A 13,873-nucleotide genomic window follows, 5' to 3' on the forward strand; every position below is an offset into this window, starting at 1 on the left:
AGGCCGGCGTCCGCCGCGCCCTTTCCGTCGGGAAGACTAATTCCCGACAGGACCCTCGAGGACGCATCCGCGCCAAGCGAAGCGCGCCGCTTCGATGTCCGCGGATGCGAGCGAGCCCAAGCATGCCGAGCCTCAAAATGCCGCCGACCGCGGCGAGCTCCGACCTCCCCCACGCCGAGCGCGGCCGCTTGCGGGCGCTCATCGTCGCGCTCGCGCCACGGGTCGCGCGCTGGTATCGCTCGCCGCTCTCCTGGCGCATCGCCATCGGGCTGCTCGCGGCGGCGGCGGCCGTCGCCTGGCGCATGGTCATCACCGGCGAGAGCGGCGGCCATCTCTATCTCACCTTCCATCTTCCCCTGCTCGTCGCCTCCTTCGTCGGCGGCGCGGCGTCCGGCGTGACGGCCCTGCTCGTCATTGTCGCGGTCATTCAATTCTGGCTCGCGCCGGTGGACGGTCTCGAGGATGCGCTGGCCTTCGCTGCCTTTCTGACGACGGATGCGTTCATCATCATCGTCGGCGAAGCCTTTCAGCGCACGCTGACCCATGTCGACAATCTGGAGACGCTCCACGCCATGGAGCGGCTCGCGGCGCAGAATGCGCGCCTCGTCGAGCAGTTCGGCAATGTCGCGCTGGCGGCGCCCGGCGTCGTCTTCTCCTTCCGGCTCGACACGGGCGGCTTCAGCTCCTGCCCCTATCTCGCGGAGAATGTGCGCAATGTCTTCGGCGTCGCGCCGGAGGAGATTTGCGACAACGCCGCGCCCATGCTCCGCCGCATCCACGGCGACGACGCCGAGCGCATGCGCGCCAGCTTCGCGCGCTCGGCGGCGCAGATGACGCTGCTGCGCGAGGAGTTCCGCTACGACCATCCCTCCAAGGGGACGATCTGGCTGGAGACGCAGGCGCAGCCGGTGCGCCAGGCCGACGGCTCCACCGTCTGGCACGGCTATGCGCAGGATGTGACCGAGCGTCGCCGCGAGGAGGCGGCCCGGCTCGCGGCAGAGCGGGCGCTGGAGCAGCGCATCGTCGAGCTCGAGCGCGTCAATGAGCGGCTCGCCCGCTTCGCCTATGTCGCCTCGCATGATCTGCAGGAGCCGCTGCGCAAGATCGTCGCCTTCTCGCAAATGCTCGACTCCGCCGTCTCCTCCTCCGATCAGAAGGACATTTCCTATGCGAGCGAGGTGATGCGCGGCTCGGCGCTGCGCGCGCGCGAGCTGGTCGAGGATCTGCTGGTCTATTCGCGCATCGTCGAGGCTCCGCTCAAGCTGCAGCGGCGCAATCTGCGCGTCGAGATTCAATCCGCTCTGGCCGATCTCTCCGAGCTGATCGAGGAATCGGGCGCCGATGTCAGCCTCGACGCGCCCTGCGTGGAATTCGAGGCGGACCCGCCGCAATTCGCGCGGCTCATGCATAATCTCGTCAGCAATGCGATAAAATTCCGCCGCCAGGGCGAGACGCCCCGCATCGCCATCCACGGCCATGTCGAGGACTCTGTGCTGCGCCTCTCCGTCTCCGATGACGGCGTCGGCTTCGAGGCGAAATATGCGAGCGCCATTTTCGAGCCGTTCAAGCGCCTGCACAGCAAGGCCGAATATCCGGGCACCGGAATCGGGCTCGCGATCTGCAAAACCATCGCCGATCGCCATGGCTGGACGCTGACCGCGCGGTCGCAGCCGCTGCAGGGCGCTACATTCGAGGTGACGATGCGGCTGCCGAGCTGACAGCCGCGCTCACGAATGAGACTTCATCATGCATGAGCTTCTCGCGCTGGCCGCGCGCTCGCGGGCGCTGCCCATCTGGGCGCGTTTTCTCGGAGCGACGGGCCTCTGCTTGGGCGCGCTCGCGCTGCACATATCGCTGCGCGAGAAATTGCCGCCGGGACAGCTGCTCCTCTTCGTCCCCGCCGTCATGTTCTCGGCTCTGCTCTTTGGCGGCGAGGCGGGCGGCTGGTCGGCGGCCTTCGGCGCGGCGCTCGCCGCCTATTTTCTGTTTCCGGGCGAAGGCTTCGCCGTCTCGGACCCGGCCGAGGCCCTGGCTCTGGTTCTATTCATCGGCGTCGCTCTCGCCATCGTCTTCGTGATGCAGGAGCTCGCCGGCGTGATCGACCGACGCGGCGACGAGACCGCCGCCGCTCATGCGCTGGCGACCAAGACCGAGCGATTGAGGAAGCTCTATCTCCAGGAAATGGCGCATCGCACGAAGAACGATCTGCAATTCGTCTGCTCCATGCTGCAGATGGAGGCGCGCGCGCTCGACGACGACGATGCGCGCGCCCCATTGCTGGCGGCGGCGAGCCGGGTCGCAGTGGTGAGCCGCGTCTATGCGCTGCTCCAGCACGACGGGGCGCGCGCCGTGTGGATGCGGCCGCTCATCGACGACCTCTGCGCCAATCTTCGGCTCGCGATGATCGGCGTGCGGCCGATCGCGCTGCGGACCGAAGTGGCGGATTGCGCGCTGGAGATGGATGATGCGCGCTCGGTCGCGCTGATCGTCAACGAGCTCGTCGTCAATGCGCTGAAACATGCGTTTCCCGACGAGCGCGCCGGGACGGTGAAGGTGCGGCTGACGCGCGACGGCGAGAATCTCGTCCTGACAGTGGAGGACGATGGCGTCGGCCCCGCCTCCACGGAAGCGATGGGCCTCGGCTACGGGCATAAGCTGGTGCGCTCGCTCGGCCAGCAGCTCGGCGGCGCCGCCATCATAGAGCCCGGCGCGAAGGGCCTGCGCTGCGAGCTGCGTTTCCCTGCGCCGCCCGAGTGAGGCTCACCCCGCCTTCTGCTCGATCTCCTCCATATCCTCGTCCGAGAGGCCGAAGTGATGGCCGATCTCATGCACGAGGACATGGGTGATGATCTCTTGCAGAGTGTCCTCGCCATCCGCCCAAAAGTCGATGATCGGACGGCGATAGAGCCAGATCATATTGGGCGGCTCGCCGGTTTGCGCCGCGGCCTCGCGCTGGGCGAGGCCCTGGCCGCGGAACAGCCCCAGCAGATCGAACTCCGTCTCGCATTCCATCTCCTCGAGGATTTCCTCGTCCGGGAAATCCTCGACATGGATCACGAGACCTTCGCAGAGCCGCGTGAAGCGCGATGGCAGCGATGCGAAGGCCGCATCGGCCAGAACCTCGAGATCCTCGAGCGAAGGGGCGCGGAGCTGGGCGAGAGCGCTGTCGTCGAGAGGCGAGGCCATGCGAGACTTACCTCCAGCTGCGGACATCCACGAAATGGCCGGCGATGGCCGCCGCCGCCGCCATGGCCGGCGACACGAGATGGGTGCGGCCCTTGAAGCCCTGGCGGCCCTCGAAATTGCGGTTCGAGGTCGAGGCGCAGCGCTCGCCGGGCGCGAGGCGGTCCGGGTTCATCGCGAGGCACATGGAGCAGCCCGGCTCGCGCCATTCGAAGCCGGCGGCGGTGAACACCTTGTCCAGCCCCTCCGCCTCCGCCTGCGCCTTCACGAGGCCGGAGCCCGGCACGACGATGGCGTTGACCTTGGCGTTGATCTGCTTGCCGGCGACCACGGCGGCCGCGGCGCGCAAATCCTCGATGCGGCCATTGGTGCAGGAGCCGATGAAGACGCGATCGATGGCGATGTCGCTCGCCTTCTCGCCGCCCTTGAGGCCCATATAGTCGAGCGCGCGAGCGATGGCCTGACGCTTGGCCGGATTGTCGACGCTGTCCGGCGTCGGCACCAGGCCGGTGATCGGCATCACATCCTCGGGCGAGGTGCCCCAGGTGAGGGTCGGCGGCAGAGCGGCGGCGTCGAGCACGATCACGCGGTCGTAATGCGCGCCCTCGTCGGAGCGCAACGTCTCCCAATAGCGGACGGCGGCGTCGAAGACCTCGCCCTGCGGGGCCTTGGGCCGGCCGCGGAGATATTCATAGGTCTTCTCGTCCGGCGCGACGAGGCCGGCGCGGGCGCCGCCTTCGATCGACATGTTGCAGACGGTCATGCGGCCCTCGATCGAGAGGTCGCGGATCGCCTCGCCCGCATATTCGATCACATGGCCGGTGCCGCCGGCGGTGCCGATCTCGCCGATGATGGCGAGAATTATGTCCTTGGCGGTCGCGCCCTCGGCCAGCTTGCCGTCGACGCGCACCAGCATGTTGGCGGCCTTTTTCTGGATCAGCGTCTGCGTCGCCAGAACATGCTCGACCTCGGAGGTGCCGATGCCATGGGCGAGCGCGCCGAAGGCGCCATGGGTGGAGGTGTGGCTGTCGCCGCAGACGATCGTCGTGCCGGGCAAAGTGAAGCCCTGCTCCGGGCCGACGATATGCACGACGCCCTGACGCGAATCATGCTCATTGTAATATTCGACGCCGAATTCCGCGGCGTTGATGGCGAGCTGCTCGACCTGCGCCTTGCTCTCGGGATCAGTGATCGGCAGCGAGCGGTCGGTCGTCGGCACATTATGGTCGACGACGGCCAGCGTCTTGCCCGGCGCGCGGACCTTGCGGCCGGAGGTGCGCAGCCCCTCGAAGGCCTGCGGGCTCGTCACCTCATGGATCAGATGGCGATCGATGTAGATGAGGGACGCGCCGTCCTCCTGCTCGTGAACCACATGATCGTCCCAGATCTTGTCGTAGAGCGTGCGCGGGCGTCCTGCCATTTGTCTCGTTCCTGCTCCGAGCCGTAAAAAGAACCGTAATTCGGCCTCGACCGAACCGCGTAGGCTGTTCTACTCGCAACATGGGCGGCTTGGAAGCATGTAATCTCGCCAACGCCCCAGCGGGAGGTCCCTTCGACGTGACGCGAATATCGACGGCGCCGCCACAGGAGCTGACGGCGGCGCTGGAACGCCTATTGGACGAGCGCTCGCGCCGAGCGCTGGCGGAGCGGGCGGCGCGCATTTCCGCGCTCTATCGCTCCGGCGGGACGACGGCGCAGGCGATCCTCTGCGAGGACGACGCTCTCGCCTACGCCCTCTACCGGCTTCCGGCGACCTATGCCGCGACCATCCATATTCTCGGCCGGCTTGCCGAAAGGGCGCCGGGCTTCTCGCCGCGTCGCATGCTGGACCTCGGCGCAGGCCTCGGGACCGCGAGCCTCGCCGCGCGCGCGATCTGGCCGCAAATCGACGAGAATACGCTGCTCGACCGCAGCGAGCCCTTTCTCGCGCTCGCCAGCCGGCTCGCCGGCGCGGCGTTGGAGAAGGCGCGAATCGTCGCCGGCGATCTTTCCGCGCCGCCGGAGCTCGGCGCGCCTTTCGATCTCGTCGTCGCCAGCTATGCGCTGACCGAGATCGCGGAAAGCAGCCTCGACCGCGCCGTGGACGCCGCCTGGGCAAATTGCTCCGGCGCGCTGGTCCTCGTCGAGCCCGGCACGCCGCGCGATCATGCGCGCCTGATGCGCATGCGGGCGCGGCTCGTCGCCGCGGGCGCGCGGGTCTCCCTGCCCTGCCCGCATTCGGCGCCCTGCCCGCTGCAGCCGCCGGACTGGTGCCATTTCTCGGTGCGGCTCGCCCGCTCGCGCGACCATAAGCTGCTGAAAGGCGCCGACGCGCCCTTCGAGGACGAGAAATTCGCCTATCTCGTGGCGACGAGAGAGGAGGCGGCGATCGCGCCGGCCCCGGCCCGCCTGCTGGCGCGGCCGGAGGCTCTAAAGCATGGATTAAGGATAAAGCTTTGCACTGTGGCGGGAATCGAAGAAGTTACGGTGGCGAAGCGCGATAAAGCGGCTTACGCGCCTATAAAAAAGAAAGATTGGGGCGACGAGATCGTCCCTGGGGAAACACCGGCGAGGGAATGACATGCAGCGCCCGAGGGTCGCGCCCTATCTCACCGTCTCGCCGGCCGCCGGCGCGATCGCTTTCTACACCGCCGCCTTCGGCGCGCAGCAAAGGGCGCTGATGCCTTCCGTGGATGGAATGCGCATCGCCCATTGCGAGCTCGCCATCAATGGCGGCTCCGTCATGCTCGCGGACGTCTTTCCAGAATTGGGCCACGCCCGCATGCCGCTGCCAGGCGAGCAGGTCACCGCCTCGGTGAGCCTGGAATATGACAAGGCGCATGAGGTGGACGAGATCGTCACCCGCGCGACCCAGCTCGGCGCCAAGGTCGAGACGCAGCCGACCAATACATTCTGGGGCACGCGCTACGCGGCGCTGCGCGATCCCTTCGGCCACAGATGGATATTGAACGCGCCGCTCGATTCCTCGGGCGGCTGAGCTTCAGCAAGCGCCCGCGTCACGGCTCGACGAAGAAAGACCGCCGCATCGACGTCCAGGTTTCGAGCGCCAGCTCGATCTCCGACGGCGATTCGCAGCAGAATTGCGCGAGCGGCGAGGCGTCGCCGACCAGAATGGACGGAACCACCGCCGCCCGCGCCGGCAGCACGGCGCCGGCCACGCTGGCGGCGATGACGAAAGCCTGATCGAAAGGCCGCGCGGCCTCTATCGCCCGCGCCAACGGCTCCGCGCCCTCGCCGGCGTCATGGAGCCCGACGAATTTGCCGGCGAGGCCCAGGCCTTCCGCCACGGCGGCGAGGTCCTGCGTCCCCGCGGCGAAGGCGATATGGGTCCAGCCCTTGGCGGCCAGCGCCTCCAGCGTCTCCGCCGCGCCCTCCACCAGCCGCCAATCTGGCGCGCGACGCGCGACGACGCCCTCGAAATCCCAGAACAGGATTTTGCTCATCGATTCTCTCACATAGAAACGATGAAGCGATCCTGCGGCCTGCCGCCGGATCGCTCCGCCAAACTCGCAATGTCGGGAAAGGCTCCGGGAGCCTTACTCGGCCGCGGGGGCCGGCTTGTCCTTGGCCTTGGCCTTATTGTCGATGCGCTCGGCGATGCGGGCGGATTTGCCGCGACGGTCGCGCAGATAATAGAGCTTGGCGCGGCGGACCTTGCCGCGGCGGACCAGCTTGATCGAGTCGACCAGCGGCGAATGAAGGGGGAACACGCGCTCCACGCCCTCGCCATAGGAAATCTTGCGGACGGTGAAGGCCTCGTTGAGGCCGCCGCCCTGACGGGAGATCACCACGCCCTCATAGGCCTGGATGCGGGAGCGGTCGCCTTCCTTCACCTTCACATTGACGATGACGGTGTCGCCGGGGCGGAATTCCGGGATCGACTTGCCTTCGAGAAGGCGGGCCGATTGCTCGGCGTCGAGTTGCTCGATGATGGAGGGCATGAAAAAAACTCCTGCCGTTTCGCCTTGCGCCGGACGGCGTGGCGAGCGTTTCGGGACGCTGTTTTGATTTGGACGCGCCGCAATACACGAGGCGGCGCCGATTGTCGAGAGCGGGCGGCGAACCAAGGAACGCGCGCTCACGCTCCCCGGGGCGTCGCCCCTCTCGAAGGGGAGGCGAGCCGCCCTCTTCTCTCTCGGCGCTCGGCCGGTTGGCCCCGTCTTCGCATAGCGCGGCCGGAGCGGCGCCGAGGGCGCCTATAGAAGCGCGAGACCGAACAATGGCGCAAGATTTTCGCAGGATCGACGTCGCCGCCGCGCGCGACGTGATGAGCCGCGGCGAGACGCTCGTCCTCGACGTGCGCGATCCGCAATCCTTCGCGCGCGGCCATATAGAGGGCGCGGAAAACGCCTCCCAGGACGATATGACCTATTATCTCTTCGAGACGCCGAAGGACAGGCCGGTCATCGTCTGCTGCTATCACGGCAATTCCAGCCAGTCCTACGCCCGCATCTTCGCCGATATGGGCTTTGCCGAGGTCTACAGCCTCGACGGCGGCTATGAGGCCTGGGCGGCGGCCGAGCGGGGCTGAGGCGGATAGTTGCGCTCGGGTTCTTGCGCTCGGGCGCCCGCATTGTCATAAGGGCCGCCGGCCTCAACCACTCGGCGCTCCTCATGACCAGCTTTCCGCAGCGCGTCTTCTCCGGCGTGCAGTCCACCGGCAATCTGCATCTCGGCAATTATCTCGGCGCGATCGTCAAATTCGTCGAGCTGCAGCAGAGCTTCGACTGCCTCTATTGCGTCGTGGACCTGCACGCCATCACCGTGCCGCAGGACCCGGTCGCGCTGCGCAACAACACGCGCGAGATCGCCGCGGCCTTCATCGCCTGCGGCATAGACCCGAAGAAGAACATCGTCTTCAATCAGAGCCAAGTGGCCGAGCACGCCGAGCTGGCGTGGGTGCTCAATTGCGTCGCCCGCATCGGCTGGCTCAATCGCATGACGCAGTTCAAGGACAAGGCCGGCAAGGATCGCGAGAACGCCTCCATGGGCCTGCTCGACTATCCTGTGCTGATGGCCGCCGACATTCTGCTCTATCGCGCCACCCATGTGCCGGTCGGCGAGGATCAGAAGCAGCATTTGGAGCTCGCCCGCGACATTGCGCAAAAGTTCAACAACGACTTCGCCGAATCGATCGCGCGCAACGGCTTCAACGACGCTTTCTTCCCGCTGCCGGAGCCGCTGATCTCCGGTCCGGCGACGCGGGTGATGAGCCTGCGCGACGGCACGAAGAAAATGTCGAAATCGGACGCCTCCGATTATTCGCGCATAAATCTCTCCGACGACGCCGATCAGATCGCGCAAAAAGTGCGCAAGGCCAAGACCGACCCCGATGCGCTTCCTTCGGAAGAAAAGGGCCTCGAGGGACGGCCGGAGGCGGATAATCTCGTCGGCATTTTCGCAGCGCTGTCGCAGCGCACGAAAGCCGATGTGCTCGGCGAATTCGGCGGCTCCAATTTCTCGACCTTCAAGGTCGCCCTCGTCGACCTTGCCGTAGCGAAGCTCTCGCCGATCACCGCCGAAATGCGCAGACTGACAGCGGACGCAGCCTATATCGACGATGTGCTGCGCGACGGCTCCGCGCGGGCGCGCGAGCTGGCGCGCACGAATATGGATGCGGTGAAGGATATCGTCGGCTTTTTGCGCTGAGGCGCTGTCATCGCGAGGAGCGCAGCGACAACGCGATCCAGAGCCGCGAGGCGGCCCCTGGATGGCTTCGCTACGCTCGCGATGACGGAAATGGCTTCGGCCCGCCACTCGCCCAATCGAGCAATTGCACGGTGTGGGTGATCGGGATTTCCGTCCCCTGCCCGATCTGAATCATGCAGCCGAGATTGCCCGCAGCGATGACCTGCGGCGCGACCAATTGGATATTGGCCACCTTGCGCTCGCGCAACGCGCTCGCCAGCTCGCCCTGCAACAGATTATAGGTTCCCGCAGAGCCACAGCAGATATGGCTCTCGGGAACGGGAACGACCTCGAAGCCCGCTCTGCGCAGCAGCTCCATCGGCAGATCGGCGATCTTCTGCCCATGCTGCAATGAGCAGGCGGAATGATAGGCGACGCGCAGCCTGCCGACATCGACCGACGGCGCGAAATCGAGCGCGGCGATCACCTCCGTCACGTCGCGCGCCATTGCGGCGATGCGCGCGGCCTTTTCCGCGAGCGCAGGATCGTCGCGGAACATATGGCCATAATCTTTGACCGTGGTTCCGCAACCGGATGTGTCGATGACGATATGATCGAGCCCGCCGCGCTCGATCTCGCGCGTCCAGGCCTCGATATTGCGGCGCGCGAGCGCATGTGAGTCCGCGCTCTTGCCGAGATGATGCGGCAGCGCGCCGCAACAGCCGGCGCCTTCCGCCACCACCAGCTCGGCGCCGAGCCGCGTCAGCAGACGCGCGGTCGCCTCATGGATTTTCGTGTCGAGCACGGTCTGCGCGCAGCCGCTCAGCAGCGCGACGCGCATTTTGCGCGCGCCCTGCGCAGCGACGATTTGCGGGCGATCGATCGGCGAAGGCGCAGGCAAATGCGCCGGCGCCATTGCGATCATGTCTCGCAGACGCTGCGGCAGCAGGCCCGCGAAAGGACGCGCCAACGCCGCGGCGCGCATGGACTGGCGAAACAGCGCCGGCCGCGTCAGCACGAAGGCGAGCGTCGCGCGCAACATGCGATCGAGGAGCGGACGCCGGTAGGTCTTCTCTATATGCGCGCGGGCATGATCGACGAGATGCATGTAATGCACGCTCGACGGACAGGTCGTCATGCAGGAGAGGCAGGAGAGGCAGCGGTCCACATGCCGCACGGTGCGCTCGTCTGCGGCGCGGCCGTTCTCCAGCATCTCCTTCATGAGATAGATGCGCCCGCGCGGCGAATCGAGCTCGTCGCCTGTGAGCAGATAGGTCGGGCATGTCGCCGTGCAGAAGCCGCAATGCACGCAGGCGCGCAGGATTTTCTCCGACTGCGCCATGTCGGAATCGGCCAGAAGCTCGGGTGAGAATTGCGTCAGCATCGCTTCTTTCGACTTGTCTCGAAGAGGCCCCCTCCCTCACCCTCCCCCGCTTTGCGGGAGAGGGTGCTGCCGACGTATCGCGCACTCTCGATGAAGCGCGCAATCTGCTCCCTCTCCCGCAAAGCGGGGGAGGGCTGGGGAGGGGGCGTCCGCGCCATCAGAACTCCGCGCGCAAGCGGCCGCGCTCCAGAATGAAGCGCGGATCGAAAGCCTCCTTCACGCGCCGCGTCAGCGCGGCGAGAGCGGAGGGCTGCGGATGAAACACATCCACGCGCGCGCGAATATCGGCGTCGGCGCGGATCAGCGTCGCATGGCCCCCGAGCGCATCGACGATCGCGCGAATGGCCGTCGCATGGGCGTCGGCGGCCGTCTCGAGGCGCAGCCAGACGAGGCCGCCGGCCCAATCATAGACATGCGCGACGATCGGCGCGCCGGCGCCGCGCAGCCGCTCGACGAAGGCAAAACCGTCCGTCGGCGCGAGCGAAACGCGCCATATGACGCCCTCCCCCGCGATCGGCTCGGCGTCGCGAAGGCGCAACCAGAATGCGCGGCTTTCCTCTGCTGCGAGAACGCTCGTCGCGCCGCCGAAATCAGCGAGAAAGCGCGTGAGATCGTCGCGGCGCGTCGTGACCGAAATCCGAGGCCCTTCGAGCCGCAGCGCAGCGGCGTCGGCCTGCGGATCATAGGCGAGGCTCGACACTTCATAAGGCGAGCCGGACGCCTTGCGCAGCGCTGCGAGGCCCTTTTCGGCGCCGAGGCCGGAGAGCAGCAATGTCTCCTCCGTCTCCGCCTTTGGCAGCACCTTCAGCGTCAGCTCGGTGAGCGCGGCGAGCGTGCCATAGGAGCCGGCGACGAGCTTGGAGAGATCATAGCCCGTGACATTCTTCATCACGCGGCCGCCGGATTTGACGATCTCGCCGCGGCCGGTGACGCTGCGAAAGCCGAGCAGATGATCGCGCGCCGCGCCGGCTTTAATCCGTCGCGGGCCGGAGGCGTTGGTCGCAATGACGCCGCCGATGGTGGCGTCGTCGCGCGCGCCGCCGAGCAGCGCCGCATGATCCATCGGCTCGAACGCCAATTGCTGATTTTGCGCGTCGAGCAGAGCGACGATCTCACGCAAAGGCGTGCCGACGCGAGCGGTGAGCACCAGCTCCTGCGGCTCATAGAGCGTGACGCCGGTGAGCGCGGCGAGCGAGAGCACGCGCTCGCGCTGCGTCGCGCGGCCGAGCCCGGCTTTGGAGCCATGGCCTTCGATCGACAAAGGCGCATCCTCCGCGAGCGCGGCGCGGATAGCCTCGACGACGTCTTTCTCGTCTCTCGGAGTCAGCGGCATAGGACGCTGCTCCCGAGTCGCGGCGCGCGAGTCCTTCTCCCACTCGTGGGAGAAGGTGGCCCCGCAAAGCGGGGTCGGATGAGGGTCCTCGACCTATCGCGAGAGAATTGCGTGCTCGCTCCCGCGCTCAGGCCTGCTGCGCGGACCCTCATCCGACCCTCGCTGACGCGAGGGCCACCTTCTCCCACGAGTGGGAGAAGGGACGCGCGCGAAGATTGTTGGAAAACGGCCGGCGTCATCAAAACCTCGGCAGCTCTGGAAACGGCAGCTTGCCGCTCTGCACATGCATCATGCCGAGCTCGGCGCAGCGATGCAGAGTCGGAAACACTTTTCCCGGATTGAGCCTGTGCTGCGGATCGAAGGCGCATTTGACGCGCTGCTGCTGCGCGAGATCGGTCTCGTCGAACATCTCGCCCATCAGATCGCGCTTCTCGACGCCGACGCCGTGCTCGCCGGTCAGCACGCCGCCGACCTCGACGCAAAGGCGGAGAATATCGGCGCCGAGCTTTTCGGCGCGCGCGATATCGCCCTCTTTCGAGGCGTCATAGAGAATGAGCGGATGCAGATTGCCATCGCCGGCATGAAACACATTGGCGACGCGAAGCCCATGAAGCTTCGCCAGCCCGTCCATGCGCGTCAGCACTTCCGGCAGGCGGCCGCGCGGGATCGTGCCGTCCATGCAGAGATAATCCGGGCCGATGCAGCTCACCGCCGGAAAAGCGTTCTTGCGTCCGGCCCAGAAGCGCAAGCGCTCCGCCTCATTCTGCGAGATTCGCGTCTGCGTCGCGCCTTCGTCGCGGGCGATGCTCTCGACGACGGCGACAAGATGATCGACCTCCGCCGGCGTGCCGTCCAGCTCCACGATGACGATGGCGCCGGCGTCGAGCGGATAGCCGCAGGGCTGGAAGCTCTCGACCGCGCCGATGGTGGCGGCGTCCATCATCTCGAGCCCGCCCGGAATAATGCCATGCGCGATGATGGCGCCGACGCAACGCGCGCCGGCCTCCACAGTCGGAAAAGCGAGCAGCAGGCCGCGCGCGGACACGGGCTTTTGCAGCAGCCGCACCGTCACTTCCGTCACCACGCCGAGCAGACCCTCGGAGCCCGTCATCAGCCCAATGAGATCATAGAGCTCGCTGTCCAAATGCTTGCCGCCGAGGCGCAACACCTCGCCGCCCATCAGCGCGACCTCGAGGCCGAGGATATTATTGGTGGTGAGGCCATATTTCAGGCAATGCACGCCGCCGGCGTTCTCGCCGACATTGCCGCCTATGGTGCAGGCGATCTGCGAGGAGGGATCGGGCGCATAATAGAAGCCGGCGTATTCCACCGCTTTCGAGATGGCGAGATTTTGCACGCCGGGCTGCACGCGCGCGCAGCGATTCTCGAAATCCACCTCCAATATGCGGTTGAACTTGGACATTCCGAGCAGAATGCCGTCCTCGAGCGGCAGCGCGCCGCCGGAGAGCGAGGTGCCGGCGCCGCGCGGCACCACTTTCACATTCATCTCCTGCGCCAGCGCCATGATCGCGCTCACCTGCGCCACCGTCTCCGGCAGCGCCACGACCAGCGGCAGCGCGCGATACATGACCAGCGCGTCGCATTCATAGGCGCGGCGCGCAGTCTCGTCGGCGATGACATTGGCGGCGGGCAGAATGGCGCGCAGGCGCGCCAGCAGCTCCTCGCGGCGCGCCAATATCGCCTGCTCGGGTAGCGGCATGAGAAGGGACATGCGGTCTCGCTGAAAATGCCGAAACTGTGGCTCGGCGCTGCGGCCGGCTTGCGCGCGCCGGCCGTTTCGTGCTCGTTACCTCCCTATTCGAGCGGGCGCCGGCGCGCAAGCCCGCCGCTCGCCGCGGCCGCGAAGGCAAGGGATCCATAGAGATGAAGACCAGATTTGCGCTCACTCTCGCCGACGCCAGACGCGTCGCCGCCGCGGCGGAGGCCGAAGCGGTGAAGAATGGCTGGAGCGTCGTCGTCGCCATCGTCGACGAAGGCGGCCATCTCGTGCTTTTGCAGCGCATCGACGGAACGCAGCCCGCCTCCGCCGAGATCGCGACACAGAAAGCGCGCACCGCGGCTTTGTTCAAGCGTCCGAGCAAGGCGCTCGAGGATATCGTCGCCGGCGGCCGCGTCGCCATGCTCAGCCTGCCCGGGATCACGGCGGTGGAAGGCGGCCTGCCGCTCGTCTATCGCGGCGATATCGTGGGCGCGATCGGCGTCTCCGGCGTGCAGTCCTTCCAGGATGGACTCGTCGCCAAAGCGGGGGCGGAGAGCCTGGATGATGGGCAATCATGACGAAAAACGGCGATGATTCGGCGCCCAGGCTCCGTTGCGCCGCTTTC

Annotated in this window: 14 protein-coding genes; 7 read left to right on the forward strand and 7 right to left on the reverse strand. The window is 66.7% G+C overall.

Annotated elements, in window-relative coordinates; genetic code table 11:
* Positions 1–122 precede the first annotated feature (122 nt).
* Both ACT53T_RS05890 and ACT53T_RS05895 read left to right on the forward strand, forming a co-directional pair.
* Positions 123–1,718, forward strand: coding sequence for a sensor histidine kinase (locus tag ACT53T_RS05890; protein WP_476160499.1), 1,596 nt, complete (start codon positions 123–125; stop codon positions 1,716–1,718).
* Positions 1,719–1,746: 28 nt separating this feature from the next.
* Complete coding sequence (locus ACT53T_RS05895) at positions 1,747–2,757, forward strand: sensor histidine kinase (RefSeq protein ID WP_476160500.1); 1,011 nt, start codon at positions 1,747–1,749, stop codon at positions 2,755–2,757.
* Positions 2,758–2,760: 3 nt separating this feature from the next.
* On the opposite strand, the gene ACT53T_RS05900 is transcribed toward ACT53T_RS05895, so the two are convergent.
* Positions 2,761–3,186, reverse strand: coding sequence for a metallopeptidase family protein (locus ACT53T_RS05900; RefSeq protein ID WP_476160501.1), 426 nt, complete (start codon positions 3,184–3,186; stop codon positions 2,761–2,763).
* A gap of 7 nt (positions 3,187–3,193) precedes the next feature.
* Positions 3,194–4,603 (reverse strand): 3-isopropylmalate dehydratase large subunit, encoded by a 1,410-nt coding sequence (gene leuC, locus ACT53T_RS05905; protein WP_476160502.1) that lies wholly within the window; start codon positions 4,601–4,603, stop codon positions 3,194–3,196.
* Positions 4,604–4,740: 137 nt separating this feature from the next.
* Here leuC and ACT53T_RS05910 point away from each other — a divergent pair, with 137 nt between their 5' ends.
* Positions 4,741–5,742: a small ribosomal subunit Rsm22 family protein gene (locus ACT53T_RS05910; protein WP_476160503.1), complete on the forward strand. Its 1,002-nt coding sequence runs from the start codon at positions 4,741–4,743 to the stop codon at positions 5,740–5,742.
* A 1-nt stretch (position 5,743) separates the two neighbouring features.
* Positions 5,744–6,160 carry a VOC family protein gene (locus tag ACT53T_RS05915; RefSeq protein ID WP_018266312.1) on the forward strand — a complete coding sequence of 139 codons (417 nt, stop codon included), beginning with the start codon at positions 5,744–5,746 and terminating at the stop codon, positions 6,158–6,160.
* Positions 6,161–6,179: 19 nt separating this feature from the next.
* On the opposite strand, the gene ACT53T_RS05920 is transcribed toward ACT53T_RS05915, so the two are convergent.
* Both ACT53T_RS05920 and rplS read right to left on the reverse strand, forming a co-directional pair.
* The gene (locus ACT53T_RS05920) at positions 6,180–6,626 is read right to left on the reverse strand and encodes a hypothetical protein (protein WP_476160504.1); all 447 of its coding nucleotides are present in this window, start codon (positions 6,624–6,626) and stop codon (positions 6,180–6,182) included.
* A gap of 93 nt (positions 6,627–6,719) precedes the next feature.
* Complete coding sequence (gene rplS / locus ACT53T_RS05925) at positions 6,720–7,124, reverse strand: 50S ribosomal protein L19 (RefSeq protein ID WP_018266314.1); 405 nt, start codon at positions 7,122–7,124, stop codon at positions 6,720–6,722.
* 278 nt (positions 7,125–7,402) lie between these two features.
* Between rplS and glpE the strand changes: the two genes are divergently transcribed.
* Both glpE and trpS read left to right on the forward strand, forming a co-directional pair.
* A complete protein-coding gene (gene glpE, locus ACT53T_RS05930) occupies positions 7,403–7,714 on the forward strand; it encodes a thiosulfate sulfurtransferase GlpE (RefSeq protein ID WP_018266315.1) in 312 nt (103 codons plus the stop codon).
* Between the two features lie 83 nt (positions 7,715–7,797).
* Positions 7,798–8,832: a tryptophan--tRNA ligase gene (gene trpS, locus ACT53T_RS05935; protein WP_018266316.1), complete on the forward strand. Its 1,035-nt coding sequence runs from the start codon at positions 7,798–7,800 to the stop codon at positions 8,830–8,832.
* A 70-nt stretch (positions 8,833–8,902) separates the two neighbouring features.
* Here the strand turns inward: trpS and glcF are convergent, their stop codons facing one another.
* The 3 genes from glcF to ACT53T_RS05950 all read right to left on the reverse strand — a co-directional run bounded on the left by glcF (position 8,903) and on the right by ACT53T_RS05950 (position 13,260).
* Positions 8,903–10,195, reverse strand: coding sequence for a glycolate oxidase subunit GlcF (glcF, locus tag ACT53T_RS05940; RefSeq protein WP_476160505.1), 1,293 nt, complete (start codon positions 10,193–10,195; stop codon positions 8,903–8,905).
* 157 nt (positions 10,196–10,352) lie between these two features.
* The gene (gene glcE, locus ACT53T_RS05945; protein ID WP_476160506.1) at positions 10,353–11,528 is read right to left on the reverse strand and encodes a glycolate oxidase subunit GlcE; all 1,176 of its coding nucleotides are present in this window, start codon (positions 11,526–11,528) and stop codon (positions 10,353–10,355) included.
* Positions 11,529–11,766: 238 nt separating this feature from the next.
* Positions 11,767–13,260 (reverse strand): FAD-linked oxidase C-terminal domain-containing protein, encoded by a 1,494-nt coding sequence (locus tag ACT53T_RS05950; RefSeq protein ID WP_476160507.1) that lies wholly within the window; start codon positions 13,258–13,260, stop codon positions 11,767–11,769.
* 152 nt (positions 13,261–13,412) lie between these two features.
* Between ACT53T_RS05950 and ACT53T_RS05955 the strand changes: the two genes are divergently transcribed.
* Entirely contained in the window at positions 13,413–13,826 is a 414-nt protein-coding gene (locus ACT53T_RS05955; RefSeq protein ID WP_400769279.1) for a GlcG/HbpS family heme-binding protein, read from the forward strand.
* The last annotated feature ends 47 nt before the right edge of the window (positions 13,827–13,873 follow it).

This window comes from Methylosinus sp. DMC45 (assembly GCF_056313885.1).